The sequence below is a fragment of the Listeria sp. MAN/IMW/UF464 genome (genome assembly GCF_058683955.1).
Window position 1 is genome coordinate 248,280 of the sequence record NZ_JBZWZP010000003.1, and the last position, 20,060, is coordinate 268,339.

At 37.3% G+C, this 20,060-nt stretch carries 18 protein-coding genes; 10 read left to right on the plus strand and 8 right to left on the minus strand.

Translation table 11 applies throughout. The features are described 5' to 3' along the window. Positions 1-14 precede the first annotated feature (14 nt). From gyrA to dnaA, 7 genes are all read right to left on the minus strand, one after another. Positions 15-2,543: a DNA gyrase subunit A gene (gene gyrA, locus AC4PG0_RS11195; RefSeq protein ID WP_003772715.1), complete on the minus strand. Its 2,529-nt coding sequence runs from the start codon at positions 2,541-2,543 to the stop codon at positions 15-17. A gap of 94 nt (positions 2,544-2,637) precedes the next feature. After that, entirely contained in the window at positions 2,638-4,578 is a 1,941-nt protein-coding gene (gene gyrB / locus AC4PG0_RS11200; protein WP_003772716.1) for a DNA topoisomerase (ATP-hydrolyzing) subunit B, read from the minus strand. A 48-nt stretch (positions 4,579-4,626) separates the two neighbouring features. Further along, the gene (recF, locus tag AC4PG0_RS11205) at positions 4,627-5,739 is read right to left on the minus strand and encodes a DNA replication/repair protein RecF (RefSeq protein ID WP_033533734.1); all 1,113 of its coding nucleotides are present in this window, start codon (positions 5,737-5,739) and stop codon (positions 4,627-4,629) included. A gap of 6 nt (positions 5,740-5,745) precedes the next feature. Beyond that, a complete protein-coding gene (gene yaaA / locus AC4PG0_RS11210) occupies positions 5,746-5,964 on the minus strand; it encodes a S4 domain-containing protein YaaA (RefSeq protein ID WP_010990152.1) in 219 nt (72 codons plus the stop codon). 179 nt (positions 5,965-6,143) lie between these two features. Beyond that, the gene (locus tag AC4PG0_RS11215) at positions 6,144-7,487 is read right to left on the minus strand and encodes an MATE family efflux transporter (RefSeq protein ID WP_194321637.1); all 1,344 of its coding nucleotides are present in this window, start codon (positions 7,485-7,487) and stop codon (positions 6,144-6,146) included. A 108-nt stretch (positions 7,488-7,595) separates the two neighbouring features. Beyond that, a complete protein-coding gene (gene dnaN, locus AC4PG0_RS11220) occupies positions 7,596-8,741 on the minus strand; it encodes a DNA polymerase III subunit beta (RefSeq protein ID WP_003772721.1) in 1,146 nt (381 codons plus the stop codon). A 193-nt stretch (positions 8,742-8,934) separates the two neighbouring features. Continuing rightward, positions 8,935-10,290, minus strand: coding sequence for a chromosomal replication initiator protein DnaA (gene dnaA / locus AC4PG0_RS11225; protein WP_003759425.1), 1,356 nt, complete (start codon positions 10,288-10,290; stop codon positions 8,935-8,937). 506 nt (positions 10,291-10,796) lie between these two features. Between dnaA and AC4PG0_RS11230 the strand changes: the two genes are divergently transcribed. From AC4PG0_RS11230 to AC4PG0_RS11255, 6 genes are all read left to right on the plus strand, one after another. Further along, the gene (locus AC4PG0_RS11230; protein WP_033533736.1) at positions 10,797-11,267 is read left to right on the plus strand and encodes a ubiquitin family protein; all 471 of its coding nucleotides are present in this window, start codon (positions 10,797-10,799) and stop codon (positions 11,265-11,267) included. Between the two features lie 167 nt (positions 11,268-11,434). Beyond that, on the plus strand, positions 11,435-11,569 hold the full coding sequence (gene rpmH, locus AC4PG0_RS11235) for a 50S ribosomal protein L34 (RefSeq protein WP_003718062.1): 135 nt from the start codon (positions 11,435-11,437) through the stop codon (positions 11,567-11,569). Between the two features lie 89 nt (positions 11,570-11,658). Next, positions 11,659-12,018: a ribonuclease P protein component gene (gene rnpA / locus AC4PG0_RS11240; protein ID WP_003759421.1), complete on the plus strand. Its 360-nt coding sequence runs from the start codon at positions 11,659-11,661 to the stop codon at positions 12,016-12,018. Positions 12,019-12,058: 40 nt separating this feature from the next. Then, positions 12,059-12,922 carry a membrane protein insertase YidC gene (yidC, locus tag AC4PG0_RS11245; RefSeq protein ID WP_010991489.1) on the plus strand — a complete coding sequence of 288 codons (864 nt, stop codon included), beginning with the start codon at positions 12,059-12,061 and terminating at the stop codon, positions 12,920-12,922. After that, positions 12,919-13,539, plus strand: a complete 621-nt coding sequence (jag, locus tag AC4PG0_RS11250; RefSeq protein WP_003764678.1) for an RNA-binding cell elongation regulator Jag/EloR — start codon at positions 12,919-12,921, stop codon at positions 13,537-13,539. Before yidC ends, jag begins: the two co-directional genes overlap by 4 nt. 54 nt (positions 13,540-13,593) lie before the next feature. Further along, a complete protein-coding gene (locus tag AC4PG0_RS11255) occupies positions 13,594-14,055 on the plus strand; it encodes an ASCH domain-containing protein (protein ID WP_003764528.1) in 462 nt (153 codons plus the stop codon). A gap of 50 nt (positions 14,056-14,105) precedes the next feature. Here AC4PG0_RS11255 and AC4PG0_RS11260 read toward each other — a convergent pair whose 3' ends face one another. Then, positions 14,106-15,086 carry a helix-turn-helix domain-containing protein gene (locus tag AC4PG0_RS11260; RefSeq protein ID WP_003764526.1) on the minus strand — a complete coding sequence of 327 codons (981 nt, stop codon included), beginning with the start codon at positions 15,084-15,086 and terminating at the stop codon, positions 14,106-14,108. A 122-nt stretch (positions 15,087-15,208) separates the two neighbouring features. Here AC4PG0_RS11260 and AC4PG0_RS11265 point away from each other — a divergent pair, with 122 nt between their 5' ends. From AC4PG0_RS11265 to rhaD, 4 genes are read left to right on the plus strand one after another with little or no spacing between them, the layout of a single operon-like run. After that, complete coding sequence (locus tag AC4PG0_RS11265; protein ID WP_003725797.1) at positions 15,209-16,477, plus strand: MFS transporter; 1,269 nt, start codon at positions 15,209-15,211, stop codon at positions 16,475-16,477. Between the two features lie 18 nt (positions 16,478-16,495). After that, complete coding sequence (gene rhaB / locus AC4PG0_RS11270; RefSeq protein ID WP_003772728.1) at positions 16,496-17,947, plus strand: rhamnulokinase; 1,452 nt, start codon at positions 16,496-16,498, stop codon at positions 17,945-17,947. Between the two features lie 12 nt (positions 17,948-17,959). Then, positions 17,960-19,222, plus strand: coding sequence for an L-rhamnose isomerase (gene rhaA / locus AC4PG0_RS11275; protein WP_003772729.1), 1,263 nt, complete (start codon positions 17,960-17,962; stop codon positions 19,220-19,222). Positions 19,223-19,234: 12 nt separating this feature from the next. Beyond that, positions 19,235-20,056: a rhamnulose-1-phosphate aldolase gene (rhaD, locus tag AC4PG0_RS11280; protein ID WP_492167551.1), complete on the plus strand. Its 822-nt coding sequence runs from the start codon at positions 19,235-19,237 to the stop codon at positions 20,054-20,056. The last annotated feature ends 4 nt before the right edge of the window (positions 20,057-20,060 follow it).

Here is a 20,060-nt window from a genome sequence, read left to right on the forward strand (position 1 = left end):
TTTCCAGCTTCGTTTTATTCTTCTATGTCGCTTCCAGGAGCATCTTCAAAACTTTCATCAGGAACTTGTGTGATTAGAGTTTCGTCGATTTCTTCCTCAAGCTCAACTTCATCTTCTTCTTTTGGCACTTTTGCAACAGTAGCTACTTTTTCATCTTCATCAAGGCGAATTAGTTTGACACCCATTGCGCTACGACCAGTTTGAGAAACAGTATCGATTTCAAAACGAATTAATACGCCACTCACGGTCATTAACATTAAGTCCTCTTCACCAGTAACAGTTTTCATTGCTACTAAATTACCGTTTTTCTCAGTAATTGTAACGGTTTTAACACCCATACCACCACGATTACGTAGCGGATACTGGGAGGCTGGCGTTTGTTTACCATATCCTTTTTCTGTTACAACGAGTACTTTTTCATCGTCTTCTAGTACTTCCATACCGATAACTTCATCGTCTTCACGAAGTCTAATACCACGGACACCGGCAGCTGTACGGCCCATTACGCGGATATTTTCTTCTGGGAAGTAGATAGATTGGCCATGTTTCGTTGCGATAATCATGTTTTTGCTACCATCTGTCATTTGAACAGAGATTAGTTCATCGTTTTCGCGAAGTTCTACAGCACGAAGACCACTTTGACGGATTTTCGCAAATTGAGAAAGGGTGGTACGCTTCACGACACCGTGTTTAGTAGTGAAGAATAGGTAGCTGTCATCAGTGAATTCGGATAGATTTATCACGGCATTCACTTGTTCTTGGCTTTCGATTCCAAGTAAGTTGATGATTGGAATACCTTTCGCGGTACGACCGTATTCAGGTACTTCATAACCTTTTGAACGGTAAACTTTACCCGTGTTAGTGAAGAATAGTAACGTATCATGCGTGCTCGTTGCAACAAGGTGCTCTACGAAATCATCTTCATGAGTAGACATACCTTGAATACCACGACCACCTCGACGTTGGCTGCGATAAGTTGATAATGGTAAACGTTTAATATAGCCACGTTTAGTTAGCGTAATCGCCACTTCTTCTTCAGGGATTAAGTCTTCATCTTCAAGGCTCACTAAATCACCAGCCAAGATTTCTGTACGACGTTTATCCGCATATTTAACTTTGATTTCTTCTAATTCTTCACGAATAATTTCAAGAATACGCTCATCATCAGCTAAAATGGCTTTTAAATCGTTAATTAATGCCACTAAGTTTTGATATTCTTCTTCAATTTTTTCGCGTTCCAAACCTGTTAAACGTTGCAAACGCATATCTAAAATGGCTTGCGCTTGTTTATCAGAAAGGTTGAATTGAGTCATTAAGCCTTCTTTGGCTACATCAGAAGTTTTTGATCCACGAATTAATTTAATAATCGCATCAATATTATCAAGCGCAATTCGTAAACCTTCTAAAATATGAGCACGCGCTTCTGCTTTACGAAGCTCAAATTCCGTACGGCGACGAATAACTACTTTTTGATGTTCTAAATAATGATAAAGGATTTCTTTTAAATTAAGTACTTTTGGATGATTGTCGACAAGTGCCAGCATATTAATACCAAAAGTGGTTTGAAGTGCTGTCATTTTGAATAAGTTATTCACGATAACACTTGCGCTAATATCACGACGAACTTCAATAACAATGCGCATTCCGGAACGGTCAGATTCATCGTTTAGGGAAGTAATTCCGTCAATTTTTTTCTCACGAGCTAGTTCGGCAATACGCTCAACTAGGCGCGCTTTATTTACTTGGTAAGGAATTTCAGTGATAACGATTGTTTCTTTACCATTTTTCTTTTCTTCAATATCAACACGACCGCGAACGGTAATAGAACCACGACCGCTTTCATAAGCACGGCGAATTCCGCTACGCCCCATAATCATCCCAGCAGTAGGGAAGTCGGGTCCTGGAATATGTTCCATTAGATCACGAATACTAATTTCTGGATCATGACTAAGGGCTAAAACGCCGTCAATTACTTCACCTAGATGATGAGTAGGAATATTCGTAGCCATACCAACCGCAATACCTGACGAACCATTGACAAGTAAGTTAGGGAAACGTGCTGGCAAAATAACTGGCTCACGTTCTGAACCATCATAGTTATCAGCATAATCAATTGTGTCTTTGTTAATATCTCGCAGTAGTTCCATCGAAATTTTTGACATACGTGCTTCCGTATAACGCATCGCTGCCGCCATATCACCATCGACAGAACCAAAGTTACCATGTCCATCAACTAGCATATTACGATAACTAAAATCTTGCGCCATCCGAACCATTGTAAAATAAACCGCTGTATCGCCGTGGGGGTGATATTTACCAATAACTTCCCCAACAATACGTGCTGATTTCTTATACGCTTTATCAGAAGTCATACCTAGGTCATTCATCGCATATAAAATTCGACGGTGAACTGGTTTTAATCCGTCACGAACATCTGGTAGGGCGCGGGCAACAATTACACTCATCGCATAGTCTAAGAATGATGTCCGCATTTCTTTATTCAAGTTTATCTCTGTTATTCGTTGATTTGGTGTTTCTGCCATTGTTAGAGAAACCTCCCTTTCAAAAGTAAGGCTGAATCTAGTTCATACCTTTTAAAAACAATTAATAACCCAATTATTACCCGGGAAATATTTATTAAACATCCAAGTTTTTAACGTATTGCGCGTTGTCTTCAATGAATTTACGACGAGGTTCCACGCGGTCACCCATCAACATTTCAAAAGTTTCATCGGCATCAATAGCGTCTTTGATATTCACTTGAAGTAGTGTACGGTGTTCTGGATTCATGGTTGTATCCCAAAGTTGCTCTGGGTTCATTTCTCCAAGACCTTTATATCGTTGAATGCTGTATTTAGTGTCTCCATCAAGGCTTGCTAGATAATCTTCTAATTGTCCGTCACTATATACGTACTCGATTTGTTTACCATGCTTAATTTGATAAAGCGGTGGTTGTGCAATATAAATATAACCTGCATCAAGCAGAGGACGCATATAACGATAAAATAGCGTAAGAAGTAGTGTACGAATATGTGCACCATCAACGTCGGCATCAGTCATAATAATTAATTTGTGGTAACGAGATTTAGAAACATCAAAATCTCCACCAAAACCAGTACCCATCGCTGTAAAAATAGTTCGAATTTCTTCGTTAGCTAAAATACGGTCTAAACGAGCTTTTTCCACGTTCAAAATTTTACCACGAATCGGCAAAATCGCTTGGAATAAACGGTCACGACCTTGTTTAGCTGAACCACCAGCTGAGTCACCCTCAACGATGTAAAGTTCGCTAATTTCAGGGTTACGGGAAGAACAGTCAGCTAATTTACCAGGTAAGCTAGAAATTTCTAGACCACTGCTTTTACGAGCAACTTCACGGGCGCGCTTAGCAGCCAGACGTGCACGAGAAGCCACAACGCCCTTCTCAACGATTTTTTTAGCTACATCTGGGTTTTCCATCATAAATTTATTTAAAGCCTCAGAAAACAGCTTATCCGTGATAGAACGAGCTTCTGAATTTCCAAGTTTTGTTTTTGTTTGTCCTTCAAACTGTGGATCTGGGTGTTTGATGGAAATAATAGCAGTTAAACCTTCACGAACATCTTCACCGGAAAGATTATCATCACTATCTTTAAATAATTTATTTCGGCGCGCATAGTCGTTAATAACCCGCGTTAAAGCCGTTTTAAATCCAGATTCGTGAGTTCCGCCCTCATACGTATGAATATTATTCGCAAATGAAATGATATTACTTGAGAATCCAGTATTATATTGCATGGAAATCTCAACCATAATGTCATCGCGTTCGCCTTCCAAATAAATTGGTGGCTCATGGATAACGTCTTTTGCTTTATTTAAATGCTCCACGTAAGAACGAATTCCGCCTTCATAGTGGAAATCTTTACGAACTTTGTGCTCTTCACGTTTGTCTTCAATCGAAATAGTTAAGCCACGATTCAAGAAAGCAAGTTCGCGCGTACGAGTACGAAGCGTATCAAAATCAAATTCTGTTGTTTCAGTGAAAATTTGTGGATCTGGCGTAAAGTGAACAATAGTTCCACGGTAATCTGTTTCACCTTGTACTTCCATATCCATGACTACATCACCGCGTTCAAAACGTTGGTAATATTTTTGTCCTTCACGGTGAACGTATACTTCAAGGGATGTGGAAAGGGCATTAACTACCGATGCACCAACTCCGTGAAGTCCGCCTGATACTTTATATCCGCCGCCGCCGAATTTACCGCCGGCATGAAGAACTGTAAAGATTACTTCTACTGTTGGACGGCCGATTTTTTCGTTAATCCCAGTTGGAATTCCACGTCCGTTATCGCGAACAGTAATGCTGTTATCAGCTTCAATTGTAATTTCAATTTCAGTACAGAAACCAGCAAGGGCCTCATCGATTGCATTATCAACAATTTCCCATACAAGGTGATGGAGTCCACGTTGGCTAGTTGAACCAATGTACATACCAGGTCTTTTTCTTACTGCTTCTAAGCCTTCTAGTACTTGTATTTGATCTTCGTTATAATCTGAAGCACTTTCATGTACATTTGTAATATTTTCTTCTGACATTAATTATTCCACCGCACTTTCTTTTTCATCAAATTATATTAACCTAAATTAGGATTTTTTTACTGTACCTTTTTCTACATAAAATGTTGTTGCTTGTTTAAGCGTATTATGGTCGATTCCGCTCGTACTTGTGGTTGTTACAAAGGTTTGTACTTTTCCTTCAATAGCTCCGAGCAAATGCGATTGACGATAATCATCTAGTTCACTGAGCACATCATCGAGTAAGAGAACCGGATATTCACCAGTTTCTTCATGGATAAGGTCGATTTCCGCTAATTTCACAGAAAGTGCCGTTGTCCGCTGTTGGCCTTGTGAACCAAAATCTTGCACATTTTGCCCATTAATATAAAACAGAGAATCATCCCGATGTGGCCCAATAAGTGTGACACCACGGTCGATTTCTCTTTGTTTGATTGATTCCATTTTTTGAAGTAAATCAGCTTTCCACACTTCGGGATCGTCCCCATTAAGGGTGACAGAAGCTTTATACTCGATTTTAAGTGTCTCTAATCCTCGTGAAATTTGGTGATGAATTGGCGCTGCATATGCCTCTAGTTTTTGAATAAAATCAGCGCGTCTTTTCGTCAAATTAATGGCGACATCTGCAAATTGCTCTGTTAAAATATCAAGCAACATTGGATCAACTTTACGTTTCATTTGCAACATCTTCAAATATTGGTTTCGTTGCTGCAAAATCCGCTGATATTCACTTAAATTATGCAAATAAATCGGCTGCATCTGTCCGATTTCCATATTTAAAAATCGGCGCCTAACTCCTGGAGCACCTTTCACAAGCGATAAATCTTCTGGGGCAAAAATAACCACATTTAAATTACCAACATATTGGCTCAATTTCTTTTGTTCCAAATGGTTGACCTTAGCTCGCTTGCCTTTTTGGGTGATAGCAAGCTCTAGAGGCACTGTTTGCCCGCGCTTCACTACTCGCCCTTCCATTTTGGCTTCTTCTTTTTCCCACATAATAAAATCTTTATCATTGGTTGTCCGATGTGATTTTGCAAGAGCAAGCATCAACACAGCTTCCAAAAGGTTGGTTTTACCTTGTGCATTCTCTCCAAGGAAAACATTCACAGACGGGGAAAATTCTAGTTCTAAGTTTTCATAATTACGGAAATTTCTTAAAACAATGCTTTCTAAATGCATCTGCTATTATCCTTGCTCAATTTTCACTTTTCCAACACCAGGAACTAAGATAACATCGCCATTACGAAGCTTTTTCCCCCGGCGATTATCTTGCTCTCCGTTGATGTAAATCGTATTTTCACTAAGGTACGCTTTTGCCATTCCTCCAGTTGAAACTACATCAATCATTTGTAAAAGTTGACCAAGCGTTACGAACTCACTATTTATCTTTACTGTTTCAGCCAAAAATTTCACGCCCAATCTTTTTTTATCACTACCTTCTATTTTACTAAAGTTTTGCTAATAATACAAAGAATATTTTCATATATTCGTTTTTCAGCTTTTTTTAGCAAAACTAATGGGGGGATATTATTTATTAAAAAAAAGAAAATATGAGCTTCTGTGGCGTTTTTTTATTAAAATGGTTATTTTCGCCGAATAACTGCCTTTTTTTGCCAAGCTCCTGATTTATATCGCCATACTCCGAGCATCGTCGCAGTAATCCAAGCAACTGGGGTCGCCCACCAAAGCCCAACATAACCAATATAAAGGGATAAAATAAATCCGATAGCAAGCCTTGAAACTAACTCGAAAATCCCCATTGCTAAAGGTACCATCGCATCTCCAGTACCACGCAAAGTTTCCCGCACAACAAATAAAATCCCTACAACGACGTAAAATAGCGACACTATAAGTAAGTAACTCACACCAATATTAATAACTTCTGTCTCGCTAGAATCTACAAATAGTAATAAAAATTGCCGAGCGAAAAGTTGAACTAAAATCGTTATTCCAATGCTGATGGCTGTAACTACTTTTATTCCTGACCAAAAACCTTCGCGAACACGATCAATTTTTCCAGCACCGATATTTTGACCAGCAAACATCGAGGAGGCAGCTCCAAAGGCAATTCCTGGTTGATATGTAAGTGAATCAATTCGACTCGCTGCAGTATATGCCGCAACAACGGACGAACCAAAACCATTAATTAAACTTTGAAGTGCCATATTCCCGATAGAAATAAATGATCCTTGTAAACCAGAAGGAAGCCCAATTCGCACCATTTCTTTAAGTAGTGGGGTAGAAAGCTTGAATTTGGCACGCTCTATTCGCATAAAAGGCACGTGGCAATAAGCATAGTAAATAACGGCAATTGCTGCAGCTGTTTGGGATAAAACCGTTGCAATCGCAGCACCGCGAACGCCCATACCCATATAAACAACAAATAAAAAATCTAATGCAATATTCATTAAAGACGATAAAATCAAAAAAATCAGCGGTGTAATCGAATTTCCAAGAGCTCGAAGTATCGCGGCCATCCCGTTATACAGACTCATCGGTAAAATCCCAATAAAAAGAGTGGTTAAAAAGATAGTAGAATCATCCAAAATATTAGCAGGTGTTCTCAGTAAAATAAGGAGTGGCTTCGCAAGTAAAACGCCAGCAATAGTTAAAATAATCGCCGAAAAAACCACCGCATACGTTGCAGTAGCAATTACATCTTTTAAACGATCATAATCTTTAAAACCAAAATACTGCGCCACCACGACAGAAATACCGCTCATAAGTCCAATAATCAAAGAAATCATAAAAAAATTGACTGAGTTTGTCGCCCCAACAGCAGCAAGGGCATCTACACTTACAAATTTCCCGACAATAACGGCATCAATCATCGTATAAAATTGCTGAAATAAGTTTCCAATCAACATCGGCATCGCGAATAAAAAGATTAATTTTGTCGGGTTACCTGTTGTCATGTCTTTCATCATGCTAAGAATTACCTCCATTTGCATAAATATACATTTTTATTCAAAATCTGTACTATAACAAAAAAAGAATCCGCCTTGAAACCAAGACGGATGTGCTTTTTTGCGAGATTAGTAAGTTCTAACCGGCGTGATTAATTGTAAAATTTCATTTGGATTAGTAGCATCTTTTGGTCGAAGTACGAAAGGTCTCATTGTGCCAGAGAAGGAGATTTGAATATCATCGCCTTCAAATGCGCGCAATGCATCCATCATGTATTTACCGTTAAAGGATATTTTAATTTCTTCACCAGTAAAGCTTTGACTAAAGACATTTTCCGAAACATTCCCAACTTCAGGAGAGTTAGAGGATACTTCAACTTGTCCATTTTCAAGGGTCATTAATTTAATAACGTTATTACGGTTTTCGCGAGCAAGTAGGGAAGCACGGTCAATCGCTTGTAAAAATGCTCTGGAATTAATGACAAGTTCTGATTTAGTATCAGTTGGAATTAAGCGTGATGTATCTGGGTAACTACCTTCCAGTAAACGAGAATAAAATAATAAATCTTTTAATTTAAATAGGATTTGATTATTTGCGAGTGTCATTTCAATGGATTCACTTGCATCGTCTAAAATTTTATTTAGTTCAGCTAAGCTTTTTCCTGGAATAACAATGTTGTATTCTTCATCAATATTTGTTTCAAGTGGAATTTCACGTAATGCTAAACGATGACTATCGGTTGCAACTGCGCTAAGTTTGTTATCTTTAATAATCCAGTTAACACCTGTAAGCACTGGGCGAACTTCGATAGCAGAAACAGCAAAAACAGTTTGTCTAATAATGTTTTTAAGGACATTTATAGGAATTTTAATATTTTTACCATCTGTAACTTCTGGTAATTTAGGGTATTCCATTGGATCTAAGCCGTTTAGTGTAAAGGAAGCTTGGCCAGAACTAATGTTAGTTTGATAATTTGTAGTAACTTCAATTTCGACATTTTCTTCAGGTAAACGACGAACAATATCACCGAAGTACTTGGATTGAAGAACGATACCACCAAAACTTTCAACTTCTACAATTACTTCATCATTTTCGATTAATGGAATAAATGCTTCGATGGAAATATCAGAATCGCTACCGGTTAAAGTAACACCTTCATCATTTACGACTATTTTTATCCCCGTTAAAATTGGAATCGTTGTTCTTGCAGAGATGGCACGAGTAACTTCATTGACTGCTTGGACAAGACGATCACGCTCAATAACAAATTTCATGAGTATCCCCCATTTTTTTATATTTTGTAAAACCTCAAAAACCTTTAATTAATTAATAAAAAATCGTAGTAATAGTAATAGGCACTGTGGATTTGTGGATAAGTATGTTTTAAGCTATGCGACATAAAGTTTTCCACATGTTGATAACTTGTGGGTAAGTATGTTCCAGTTATCCACATTGTACACAGGTCTATTAAAACATATTTTGTGACTTTCTTAAATTTTTTTCAATTTCAGCAAGGTCATTTTTCAACACTTGATCGGTTTTTAGTAGTTGCGATATTTTTTCATGTGCATGGATGACGGTTGTATGATCTCGTCCACCAAATTCATCACCGATTTTTGGTAATGAGGCATCTGTAAGCTCTCTTGATAGATACATTGCGATTTGGCGCGGGAATGCAATACTTTTCGTCCGTTTTTTTGCTTTAAAATCTTCCAAACGAACGTGGAAATATTCGCCCACTGTTTCTTGAATCCCACTAATCGTAATAACTTGTGATTTAGAAGAGGGGATAATATCTTTTAAAGCCTCAGCCGCAAGACCAGCTGTTATATCTTTATTAACGAGGGAAGAATAAGCAACTACTCGAATGAGTGCACCTTCTAGCTCGCGAATATTCGAATCAATTTGGTTTGCAATATAAAGCATGACTTCATTTGGAATATCAAGTCCGTCTGCTTTTGCTTTTTTACGTAAAATGGCGATCCGTGTTTCTAAGTCTGGTGGCGTAATATCAGTAATTAAGCCCCATTCAAAGCGGGATCTAAGCCGATCTTCCAGTGTAGGAATTTCTTTTGGTGGTCGGTCACTGGAAATAATAATTTGTTTTTGTTCATCATAAAGCGTATTAAATGTATGGAAAAATTCCTCTTGCGTTCCTTCTTTACCGGCTAAAAATTGAATATCATCAATAAGTAAGACGTCAACATTCCGGTATTTTGTACGGAATTCTTCGGTTTTATTATCTCGGATGGAGCTAATAAACTCATTAGTGAATTTTTCGCTGGAAAGGTACATTACTTTGGCATTATCTTTATGTTGTTGAACGTAATGGCCAACTGCGTGCATTAAATGTGTTTTACCAAGGCCAACTCCGCCATAAATGAAAAGCGGATTATACGCTTTCGCTGGTGCTTCGGCTACTGCAAGTGATGCTGCGTGGGCAAATCTGTTCCCTGAACCAATGACAAATGTATCAAAAACATAACGCGGATTAAGCATATGTTTTCCAATTTCAATACCATCTTCATCTAATGCTGGATTTGGTTTAATCACAGTGTATTCAAAGTTTTCTTCCTGCTCGCCATCAATAAAGCGGACATCAAATAAGCGACCAGTTATTTCTTGCAAAATGTTAGCGATAAATTGTGTGTAGCTCTTCTCTAACCAATCGCGTACAAAATTATTGGGCGCTGAAATAATAAACGTGTTACCTTCAAGTGAATGAGCGGTTGTTGATTTCATCCATGTATCGTAACTAGGTTTACTCATATTTTTTTTGACGATTTGCAGTGTTTCCTGCCAGATGTCTTCAATTGATTGCACTAGTAACCCCCCTTTTTTGTGTAATGTAAATGGATGCTCTAAAGTTATCCACAGATAGAAAAAGCCATGGATAAGGTTATCCAAACACTGTTAAAAAATTATCCACAAAGTGAAAATGTATTGTGGATAACTTTATTTTTCCCCAGCTATATTTCTATTCGACAGGAATTATAATATCAGAAAATCACTCTGATAGCAAGGACTTACAAAATCTATCCACAAAACTGTCCAGATGTGAAAAACGGTTGTCCACAGCCAGTTAACTTGTGTATAACTTGTGTGTAAAGAAATCTGTAACGAAATTGTTAGAATTAATTATCCACAAGTCAATGTGTGTAAATAACCACTAATTGTGTATAAGTTTAAACTTAAATAAAAGGTTATCCACAATAAAAAGCCGTTATTAACTACTTATCCACACTTTCTGGGAAAGGATTTCATTGCGACAATGTGTTAAACTATTTAGCAGAATACGAAAAAAAAGACAAAAGATGAGGTTGTGAAAAATGATATTTCAACGGCTTTTGAAAACAAGAGATACAGAGTTTTACCGAGTTATCCAAAACGGGAACATTGATGACGTGTTTGGTTATTTACTTATTCACGACAAACGGGAACCAGCAGAAATTGATGATTTTAAAGTATTTGCGAAAAGTAATATAAATAAAGAAGCTTTTTCCGTAAATATTAAAAAAAATCATGTTTACACGATGTTTTTTCACTTTACTGATTTAGAAGAAGAGCAGGAAATTCCGAAATTTACCAAAGTAATTCGTTTTATAGAAGGACTTCTATCTTTTCAGCCTGAAACGAGCCATTATGTCGATAATTATTTAATAGAGGAAAAACTAATTTTTGAATATCCTGCTGAATTTGAGAAAATTGGTGAGTTTGCGCGATATTTAGTAGAGGTTTCTGGACGTAAAATAGCTATTCCGGATACTACTAGAGAAAAATATATCTATTTGACACAATAAATTTAGAAAAATGGTTTTTCTCTCTATAAAAATATGATATGATAGTGAACGGAGTCTAAATAGAAATTCGTCTAAATAGTATTGACAAAAATGACCAGTTCACGTACAATATCTAAGACTGTCTAATAGATAAATTCGATTGGACCCTTTCATGGGAGGTGTAATTAATGAAAAGAACATATCAACCAAGTAAACGTAAAAGAAAAAAAGTGCATGGTTTCCGTACGCGTATGAGTACTAAAAACGGACGTAGAGTTTTAGCAAGTCGTCGTCGTAAAGGAAGAAAAGTTTTATCTGCGTAGACCACTGAAAACGACTCAGTGGTTTTTTTTTTGAAAAATCTCTGAGTCAAACGGCCTTATACTAAGATATGTAAGAAGATGGAGAATGTATGAAAAAAAAATATAGAATTAAAAAAAATGACGATTTCCAAAAAGTATTCCGAAGAGGAAAATCTTTTGCTAACCGTCAATTTGTTGTTTATACTTTAAAGCAAGAAGAAGCAAGTCATTTTCGAATTGGTTTATCCGTTAGTAAAAAAATTGGAAACGCTGTCTGCCGAAATAGAATCAAACGATACATAAGACAATCTTTCCATGAGCTAGAAAGCCAAATCAATCCTGAAAATGAATATATTATCATCGCCAGAAAACCGGCGGCCAATATGGATTTTCATGAAGTTAAGAAAAGTTTGATTCATGTTTTAAAAGTAGGGCGTGTTTTAAAACAAAAACCAAACAATTCAAAATGAGTGGGAATTTGAAAAAGGCGAAATTGGAGGTTACATCAATTTGAAGAAGAAAAAGCGATTCAAACAGAAGTTGCTCATCGCAAGTCTTGTAATCGGATTAGTAGCTGTACTTTCGGGTTGTGGCTATTCAACTGATCCAATTACAAAAGATTCAACTGGATTTTGGAGTCACTACATCGTGTTTCCGTTATCTTGGGTTATTACATGGTTTTCCGATTTATTCGGGGGAAATTATGCAGTCGGAATTATTGTCGTTACAATTTTAATTCGACTACTAATTATGCCTTTAATGATCAAACAGCTGAAAAGCCAAAAAGCTATGACCAGCTTACAACCGAAAATCAAAGAACTACAAGAAAAATACTCGTCTAAAGATAATGAAACAAAACAAAAATTACAACAAGAAACAATGCGCCTATATCAAGAAAATAGTGTAAATCCAATGATGGGTTGTTTACCATTATTGATACAAATGCCTATTTTACTAGGATTTTACCAAGCGATTAGTAGAACTGCTGAAATTAAAACAGATACATTCTTATGGATGCAACTAGGAAATCCGGATCCATATTATATCTTGCCAATCGTAGCAGCACTAACAACATTCTTATCATCAAAAATTTCTATGATGGGGCAAACACAGCAAAATAAATCAATGGCGATGATTGTTTATATCATGCCAGTAATGATTCTATTTATGGGTATCACATTACCTTCTGCACTTGCTCTATACTGGATTATCGGTAACATTTTCACCGTATTCCAAACACTTTTAATAAATAATCCTTTTAAAAACAAACGTGAACAGGAGGCGCTGGCGGCTGCTCAACTTGAAGAAGAACGTTTGAAGAAAAAAGCAGCTAACATGAAAGCTTCCAAAAAAGGAGGTAAGAAAAGAAAGTGAGAGATATAACTGCGCAAGGCTCAAATGTTGAAGAAGCAATCCAAAATGCATTAGCGACTTTAGAAACAACACGCGACAAGGTCGAAGTAGAAGTTCTAGACGAAGGTAAAAAAGGTATTTTCGGAATTGGTTCAAGACTAGCTATGGTAAAAGTAATTGAAAAAGAAGATGGTATCCAAGTAGCGATTGATTATCTTTTAGATGTTGCTACCAAGATGGGTGCAGTAATCACGATTGATGTAGAAGAAGTAGGTAAAGACGTGAAGTTGCAAATTAAAGGTGAAAGTCTAGGAATGCTAATTGGCAAACATGGACAAACTCTTAATGCACTTCAATACTTAACACAATTAATTGCTAATAAAACAACGAGCCAATACAAAAACATTATTGTTAATGTAGGGGACTATCGTGAAAGACGTCATGAAACGTTAGTACTTTTAGCAAATAAAATGGCGGATAAAGCTCTTAAAACGAAGCGCGCTGTTCATTTAGAACCAATGCCTTCATTTGAAAGAAAAATTATTCATGCTATTTTAAGCGAGAATGAACAAATTGAAACGCATTCTGAAGGACGCGATCCTTATCGTTATATTGTGATTAAGCCAGTGAAAAAATAAAGCTAAGACTGAGGTTTTTAGGAATCTCAGTCTTTTTTTTAGGAGGAGACTTAAGTGACAATATATAAGAATTCAGTTAATGTAATGTGGCAGAAATATCGAGCAGAAAACCCGACAATCTCAAATAAGTTTGAAGCTTGGGCGTTCGGAAATTCTCCTAGTATGGCGGATGAACTTGGTAAACTTGTTATGAATGGAATTAAAACAGGGACTAGCAGCTTGTTTTATTGGTATGACCAGGGCTTGGAACCAATGCCTTCAGTTGGTTCGCACGTCGTTCTTTTAGATGGTGAAGAAGAAGCGATGGGTATTATTAAGTTAATAGGAGTCAAGATTATGCCTTTTAATGAAGTACCTGAAACATTTGCTTATTTGGAAGGAGAAGGTGACAGATCGCTAGAATATTGGCGTAAAGTACATACTTCCTTTTTCACGAATGAATGCGACGAGCTTGGAATTCCATTTGAAGAAGATGCTTTGGTGGTTTGTGAAGAGTTTGAGGTTGTTTATAAATAGAATGTTTCACGTGAAACATTTATAAGAGTACTGCGACTAATGCAGTACTCTTATTTTTTATTGCGCACTTCGTTGGGTAAAAGATTAAATGTTTTTTTGTATAAGGAGTAAAAGTAAGTCTTGTTACTAAAGCCAACTTTTTCAATAATCAACTCGATTGGAGTGGAAGTGGTTTCGATTAAAAGATTTGCTGCGAGCATTTTTTGTTTATTGACTAGTTCGGTAAAAGTGAAATTGGTATTTTTTTTAATAAAGTTACTGAGATAATTTTTATTGTAACCTAATGTATCCGCGGCACTTGTTAGTGTGATTGTCCGATAGTTAGATTCTATCAGCTTGATGACTTCGAGCATGGTGGAAGTGGTGCTTGATTGTGCGCTGGTAAGATCATCAGCTAAATATGTATCGCATTTACGGACTAATTCAGTGAATAGGATTGGTAAATAGAGAGTGATAATTCGCGATGAAAATTCTTCTTCTAAAAAATATTCCGTGATAATTTGGTTTAAAATTTGTTGGATATGCGGAATTTGCGCACTTTGAAAAATAATATATTTCTTTAAAGATTGCTCGCTTACGCTGGAATGAAGAAGAAAGTCGAATAGAAGGCTGTTTTTTTTCTTTATACTCGTTAGCCATTCTAGGCTGATTTGTTGGTCACGGAAAAGGATGTTGATGAGAATGTCTTTTTCGCCTGTTGCTTTGATGGAATGGTGGCAGCCGCTGTCTAAAAGTAAAAGTTCTCCTTCATGTAAAGTTTCTTTATTTCCTTCAATGACTTGTTCGGAGCTTCCTGAATACATGTAATTTAGTTCAAGAAATTGATGTGTATGATAAGGGTAGTCCGCAAATCGGTTGTGTTTGCTTATATAAATGTCTTTGTTTTTGAAGAAATAATCATTTAATAATTCCATGCTGCCGTTCTCTTTTAAAAAGGATCCATTGGGTAAATCGGGAACAAAAGTGCCAGTGCTTTTTTGGATTTTTTCTTTTGAATTTAGACGAAATAATTTTTTGTTAAGCGCTTCCATTTCACAATCTCCTTCTGTAAATTTGATACTTTAATTATAAACACAGGATATTGTAAAGCGCAATCATTAATTGTTTAATATAAAGTAAGCGCTTAACTAAAATAAGTAGGAGGGTTAAAAGAATGGCTGGATCGAGTACAAGTAAAAAAGGAACGATAGCGGTATCTTTGACGAACTATTTAGATTCTGGATGTATTGTAGCGGGAGCAAGTGGACTAACTTTGTGGGCAACACAATTCGGACTTAGCAGTTTTGCAGTGGGATTACTTGGGGCGGTGAGCGCAAATGCGTTTGGTTCTGCAATTGGCGCACTTATTGGTGGTCATTTAGCAGATAAATATGGACGGAAATTTATTTATACGTATAACATGTTGGTATATATGCTTGGGGTTACAATCATTATGTTTGCGATGAACTTCCCAATGCTATTAATTGGATTTTTAGTTACAGGTCTTTCTGTTGGGGCTGGAGTTCCGGCTTCATGGACATATATTTCTGAAATGGCGGACCCTAGTATAAGAGCTAGAAATATTGGTATATCTCAATTTGCTTGGTCATGTGGGCCAGCAATTATCTTTACTTTAGGAATTATTGTATCTCCACTTGGACTTTTAGGTAACCGCTTACTTTTCTTATCTTTATTGATTGTAGCGTTTGTGGCTTGGCAGTTGCAACGTAAATTAGAGGAGTCGAAGGACTGGGAAGCGGAGCAAGTGAAAATGAAAGAAAGTGGTAATCGTTTGGAACATCCTTTTAAAACAGCATTTTCTAGTATGGTAAATGTAAAATCAGTACTTTTCTTAGTGGGTGTGTACTTGTTTTGGAATTTAGTAGCAGGTGCAATGGGATTCTTTATGCCGTTTGTATATGAAACGGTGGGTGGTCTTTCTAATACACAAGCGAATTTATTGCAAGCTGTATTATGGATACTCACAGCAGCTTCTACATACTTTGGCTTTGCTAAATTTGGTGATCGAGTAAGTCATCGTGGGTTGTTTTTTGTAGGGGCTTTAATGGCAGTTGCCTCTTGGGTTGTACTTACTTTTGTTGGAATGTCTTGGGTTGGCTTATGGACATTTGTTATTTTATGGGGTATTTCAGCAGGGATTGGTGCACAAGCTTTTTACGCACTTTGGTCAACAGAACTTTTTCCAACAAAATATCGTGGTGGGGTTCAAGGTGTGATGTTTTTCTTAGTTCGTGGTAGTACAGGTGTCTGGTCGATTGTGTTCCCAGTGATCTTGGCGAATCTTGGCTTTACTGTGGCGGGTACAATCATGATTGGTTTACTTACAGTGTCGCTTTTAATTGGTGTAATTTGGGCGCCGAAAACACGTGGCAGATCACTTGATGATATTACGAAGGAACGTTACGGAAATACAATTGATTAAAGAAAAGGAGCTAGACCAGTGAAACATTATGTTGCAGTAGATATTGGTGCATCAAGTGGTCGATTAATTCTAGGAAAATTGGTAAATGAAAAATTACAATTAGAAGAAATCCACCGTTTTAAAAATGGCTTTACGTACCGAGATGGGCACGAACGCTGGGAAATTGATCAATTGATGCAGGAAATTTTTATTGGCTTGGAAAAAGTAAAACAACTGGGGATTTCGGAATGTGTGCTTGGAATTGATACGTGGGGCGTTGACTATGTTTTGATAGGTGCTTCCGGAGAAAAGTTGGCAGACCCAATTAGTTATCGTGATAAACGAACTTTAAATGCGGTGCAGAATTTAACGAGTGAGTATCCACGAGAATATATTTATAAAAAAACAGGTATTCAGTTTATGGAATTAAATACTCTATACCAGCTGTACGTGGAAGAGCGGAATTTACTAGAACGAGCGGAGAAAATTTTGTTGATTCCTGACTATATTGGTTATGTGCTCACGGGAGTTAAGGTGGCAGAAACAACAAATTCATCGACTACTCAAATGCTTAATTTGCGAGAACAATTATTTGATAAGGATTTACTTTCGCATTTGAACATTGATGTGGAAAAATTTGCACCACTGACGGATGCAGGGACGTATTTAGGTAAAGTAAAAGCGGAGTGGCTAGAGGAGTACGATATTCCTAATTGTGATGTAGTGACAGTGGCAACACATGATACAGCTTCGGCAGTGGTTGGAACTCCGGCAGAAGGAGAAAACTGGGCATTCTTGAGTAGCGGGACATGGTCGCTAATAGGGATGGAGCTAATCGCGCCAATTAATAACGAAGCAGCTTTTAAAGAAAATTACACGAACGAATGGGGCGCATATGGAACTTATCGCTTTTTAAAAAACATTATGGGACTTTGGATTGTTCAAGAAATTGCGCGCATGGACGACTATAAGCATAGTTTTGCTGAGATGGCTGAGGAAGCGAGTAATTATCCTTATTTCAAGCAAATTATTAATGTCAATGATGCGCGGTTTAATAACCCGGAAAACATGGTGGATGAGATTAAATTGTATTGCCAAGAAACTGGACAAACTGTACCGGAGACAATTGGCGAACTGACAAATTGTGTGTATGGAAGTCTAGCACTCTATTATGCACTAGAATTGGAAAAAATGACTGAAATTACTGGTAAGAAAATCGAAAAACTTTATATTGTCGGTGGTGGAAGTAATGTAGCTATGCTAAATCAATTAACAGCTAAACTTGCAGGGATAGAAGTGTTTGCGGGACCTTCAGAAGCAACGGCGATTGGAAATTTAGTTGTACAAATGATTAATCAGGGTGAAATCGAATCCATGCGTGCAGGAAGAAAAATTATTCGAAATTCATTTGAAATTGGCGAATTTTCTTGTGGCGATGTGAGATTTGAGGAAATAAAAGAAAGATTTACTAAGGTACTTGAATTTAATTAGGAGGCTTTTAGAATGGGACAAGAAACAGAAATTAGTAAACGATATCAAGTGGCGAAAGAACGTTATCAAGCAATTGGAGTTGATACGGAAAAAGCACTTAAAACACTGAAAGACATTAAAATTTCGATGCACTGCTGGCAAGGCGATGATGTTAAAGGTTTCTTAAATCCAGACGGCGAACTTACAGGCGGAATCATGGCGACTGGGAATTATCCGGGTGCTGCTCATACTCCTAAGCAATTACGCCAAGATTTGGAAAAAGCTTATTCACTTATTCCCGGAAAACATAAACTTAACTTACACGCAATTTACGTAGATACAGATGAAAAAGTAGATTTAAATGAAATTGAACCTAAACATTTCACTCCATGGGTAGAATGGGCGAAAGAGCAAGGATTGGGGCTCGATTTCAATCCAACTTTCTTTTCACATCCAATGTTTAAAGATAATTATACTTTAGCTTCACCAGATAAAGAAGTTCGCGATTTTTGGATAGAGCACGGGAAACGCTCGCGGAAAATTTCTGAGTACTTTGGGAAAGAACTTGGTCAAACAAGTATTAATAATTTCTGGGTGCCGGATGGTATAAAAGATTGCCCGATTGATCGCTACACCCCGAGAAAACGTTTGATGGAAGCTTTAGATGAAGTTTTTGCAGAAAAATTAGATGAAAAATATACCCAAGAAGCTGTAGAAAGTAAGTTGTTTGGCTTAGGCGCAGAGGCTTATACAGTTGGCTCGCATGAATTTTATATGGGTTACGGAATTACGCGGGACAAATTGATTTGCTTGGATGCGGGACATTTCCATCCAACTGAAGTTATTTCTAATAAATTGTCTTCTTTAGCACTTTTCAGTAAAGGTGTAATGTTACATGTGAGCCGTCCAGTCCGCTGGGATAGTGACCATGTGGTGATTATGGATGATGAATTAATTGAAATTGGTCGCGAATTGGTGCGCAATGATTTACTCGGAATTACAAATATTGGTCTTGATTTCTTCGACGCAACAATCAACCGAATTGCTGCATGGGTTGTTGGGACTAGAAATACGCAAAAATCATTACTTAAAGCCCTTTTAGAACCTACAGCTGATTTGAAAAAAATGGAACTGGAAAATGACTTTACATCTCGTATGGCAATTACAGAAGAATTAAAAGACTTCCCATTTGGCGATGTATGGAACTACTTCTGTGAAATTAATGGTGTCCCAGTTGGTCTTGACTGGTTGAAGGAAGTAAAAGCTTATGAGAAAGATGTATTACTAAAAAGATAGGAGATAGTGACGATGACAAAGGATATACTTGATGCTGATTTTATTAAGGAAATGGCAAAAACTACTTCAAATTTATACCGGTTAGGCTGGGATGAAAGAAACGGTGGCAATATCACTTATTTGCTTGATGAAAAAGAAGTTGCGGAATACTTAGATGTAAAACAAATCATCCGCACAATTCCAATGGACTTTGACGGTGAAAAGCTTGCTGGCAAGTATTTCTTAGTAACTGGTTCGGGTAAATATTTTAAAAATGTTGAAGAAGCTCCAGCTGTGAATTTAGGTGTAATTCAAGTGAGTGAAGACGGGAAAGCTGTTCATTTGTTGTGGGGATACACAGACGGCGGACTGCCAACGAGTGAACTTCCAGCGCATTTTATGAGTCACATTGCAAGACTTTCTGTGGATCCGGAAAACCGCGTTGTTATGCATTGTCACGCTACTCATTTGCTCGCGATGACATTTACACATGAGCTGACTGAACGAGCATTTACAAGAACTTTATGGCAAATGTGTACAGAATGTTTAGTCGTTTTTCCAGAAGGTGTTGGGATTATTCCTTGGCTGGTTCCTGGTACGAATGACATTGGAAAAGCTACATCAGAAAAAATGAAGGAAAATCGTTTAATCGTTTGGCCTCATCACGGGATTTATGGTGCGGGACAATCAATGGATGAAACATTTGGATTAATTGAAACCGCCGAGAAAGCAGCAGAAGTTTATACTATTGTGATGTCACAAGGCGGTATTAAACAAGCGATTACAGATGAACAATTGAAAGCACTGGGTGAAAGATTTGGCGTTGAAGCAAAGGCAGGTTATTTAAATAATTAGGAGG

Excerpts from the sequence above, each read along its gene's own strand:
- AC4PG0_RS11260 (WP_003764526.1), bottom strand. The coding sequence starts at position 15,086 with ATGGAAGCGCTTAACAAAAAATTATTTCGTCTAAATTCAAAAGAAAAA.
- rpmH (WP_003718062.1), top strand. The coding sequence starts at position 11,435 with ATGAAAAGAACATATCAACCAAGTAAACGTAAAAGAAAAAAAGTGCAT.
- AC4PG0_RS11215 (WP_194321637.1), bottom strand. The coding sequence starts at position 7,487 with ATGATGAAAGACATGACAACAGGTAACCCGACAAAATTAATCTTTTTA.
- AC4PG0_RS11230 (WP_033533736.1), top strand. The coding sequence starts at position 10,797 with ATGATATTTCAACGGCTTTTGAAAACAAGAGATACAGAGTTTTACCGA.
- AC4PG0_RS11265 (WP_003725797.1), top strand. The coding sequence starts at position 15,209 with ATGGCTGGATCGAGTACAAGTAAAAAAGGAACGATAGCGGTATCTTTG.
- gyrA (WP_003772715.1), bottom strand. The coding sequence starts at position 2,543 with ATGGCAGAAACACCAAATCAACGAATAACAGAGATAAACTTGAATAAA.
- recF (WP_033533734.1), bottom strand. The coding sequence starts at position 5,739 with ATGCATTTAGAAAGCATTGTTTTAAGAAATTTCCGTAATTATGAAAAC.
- gyrB (WP_003772716.1), bottom strand. The coding sequence starts at position 4,578 with ATGTCAGAAGAAAATATTACAAATGTACATGAAAGTGCTTCAGATTAT.
- rhaD (WP_492167551.1), top strand. The coding sequence starts at position 19,235 with ATGACAAAGGATATACTTGATGCTGATTTTATTAAGGAAATGGCAAAA.
- rnpA (WP_003759421.1), top strand. The coding sequence starts at position 11,659 with ATGAAAAAAAAATATAGAATTAAAAAAAATGACGATTTCCAAAAAGTA.
- rhaA (WP_003772729.1), top strand. The coding sequence starts at position 17,960 with ATGGGACAAGAAACAGAAATTAGTAAACGATATCAAGTGGCGAAAGAA.
- dnaN (WP_003772721.1), bottom strand. The coding sequence starts at position 8,741 with ATGAAATTTGTTATTGAGCGTGATCGTCTTGTCCAAGCAGTCAATGAA.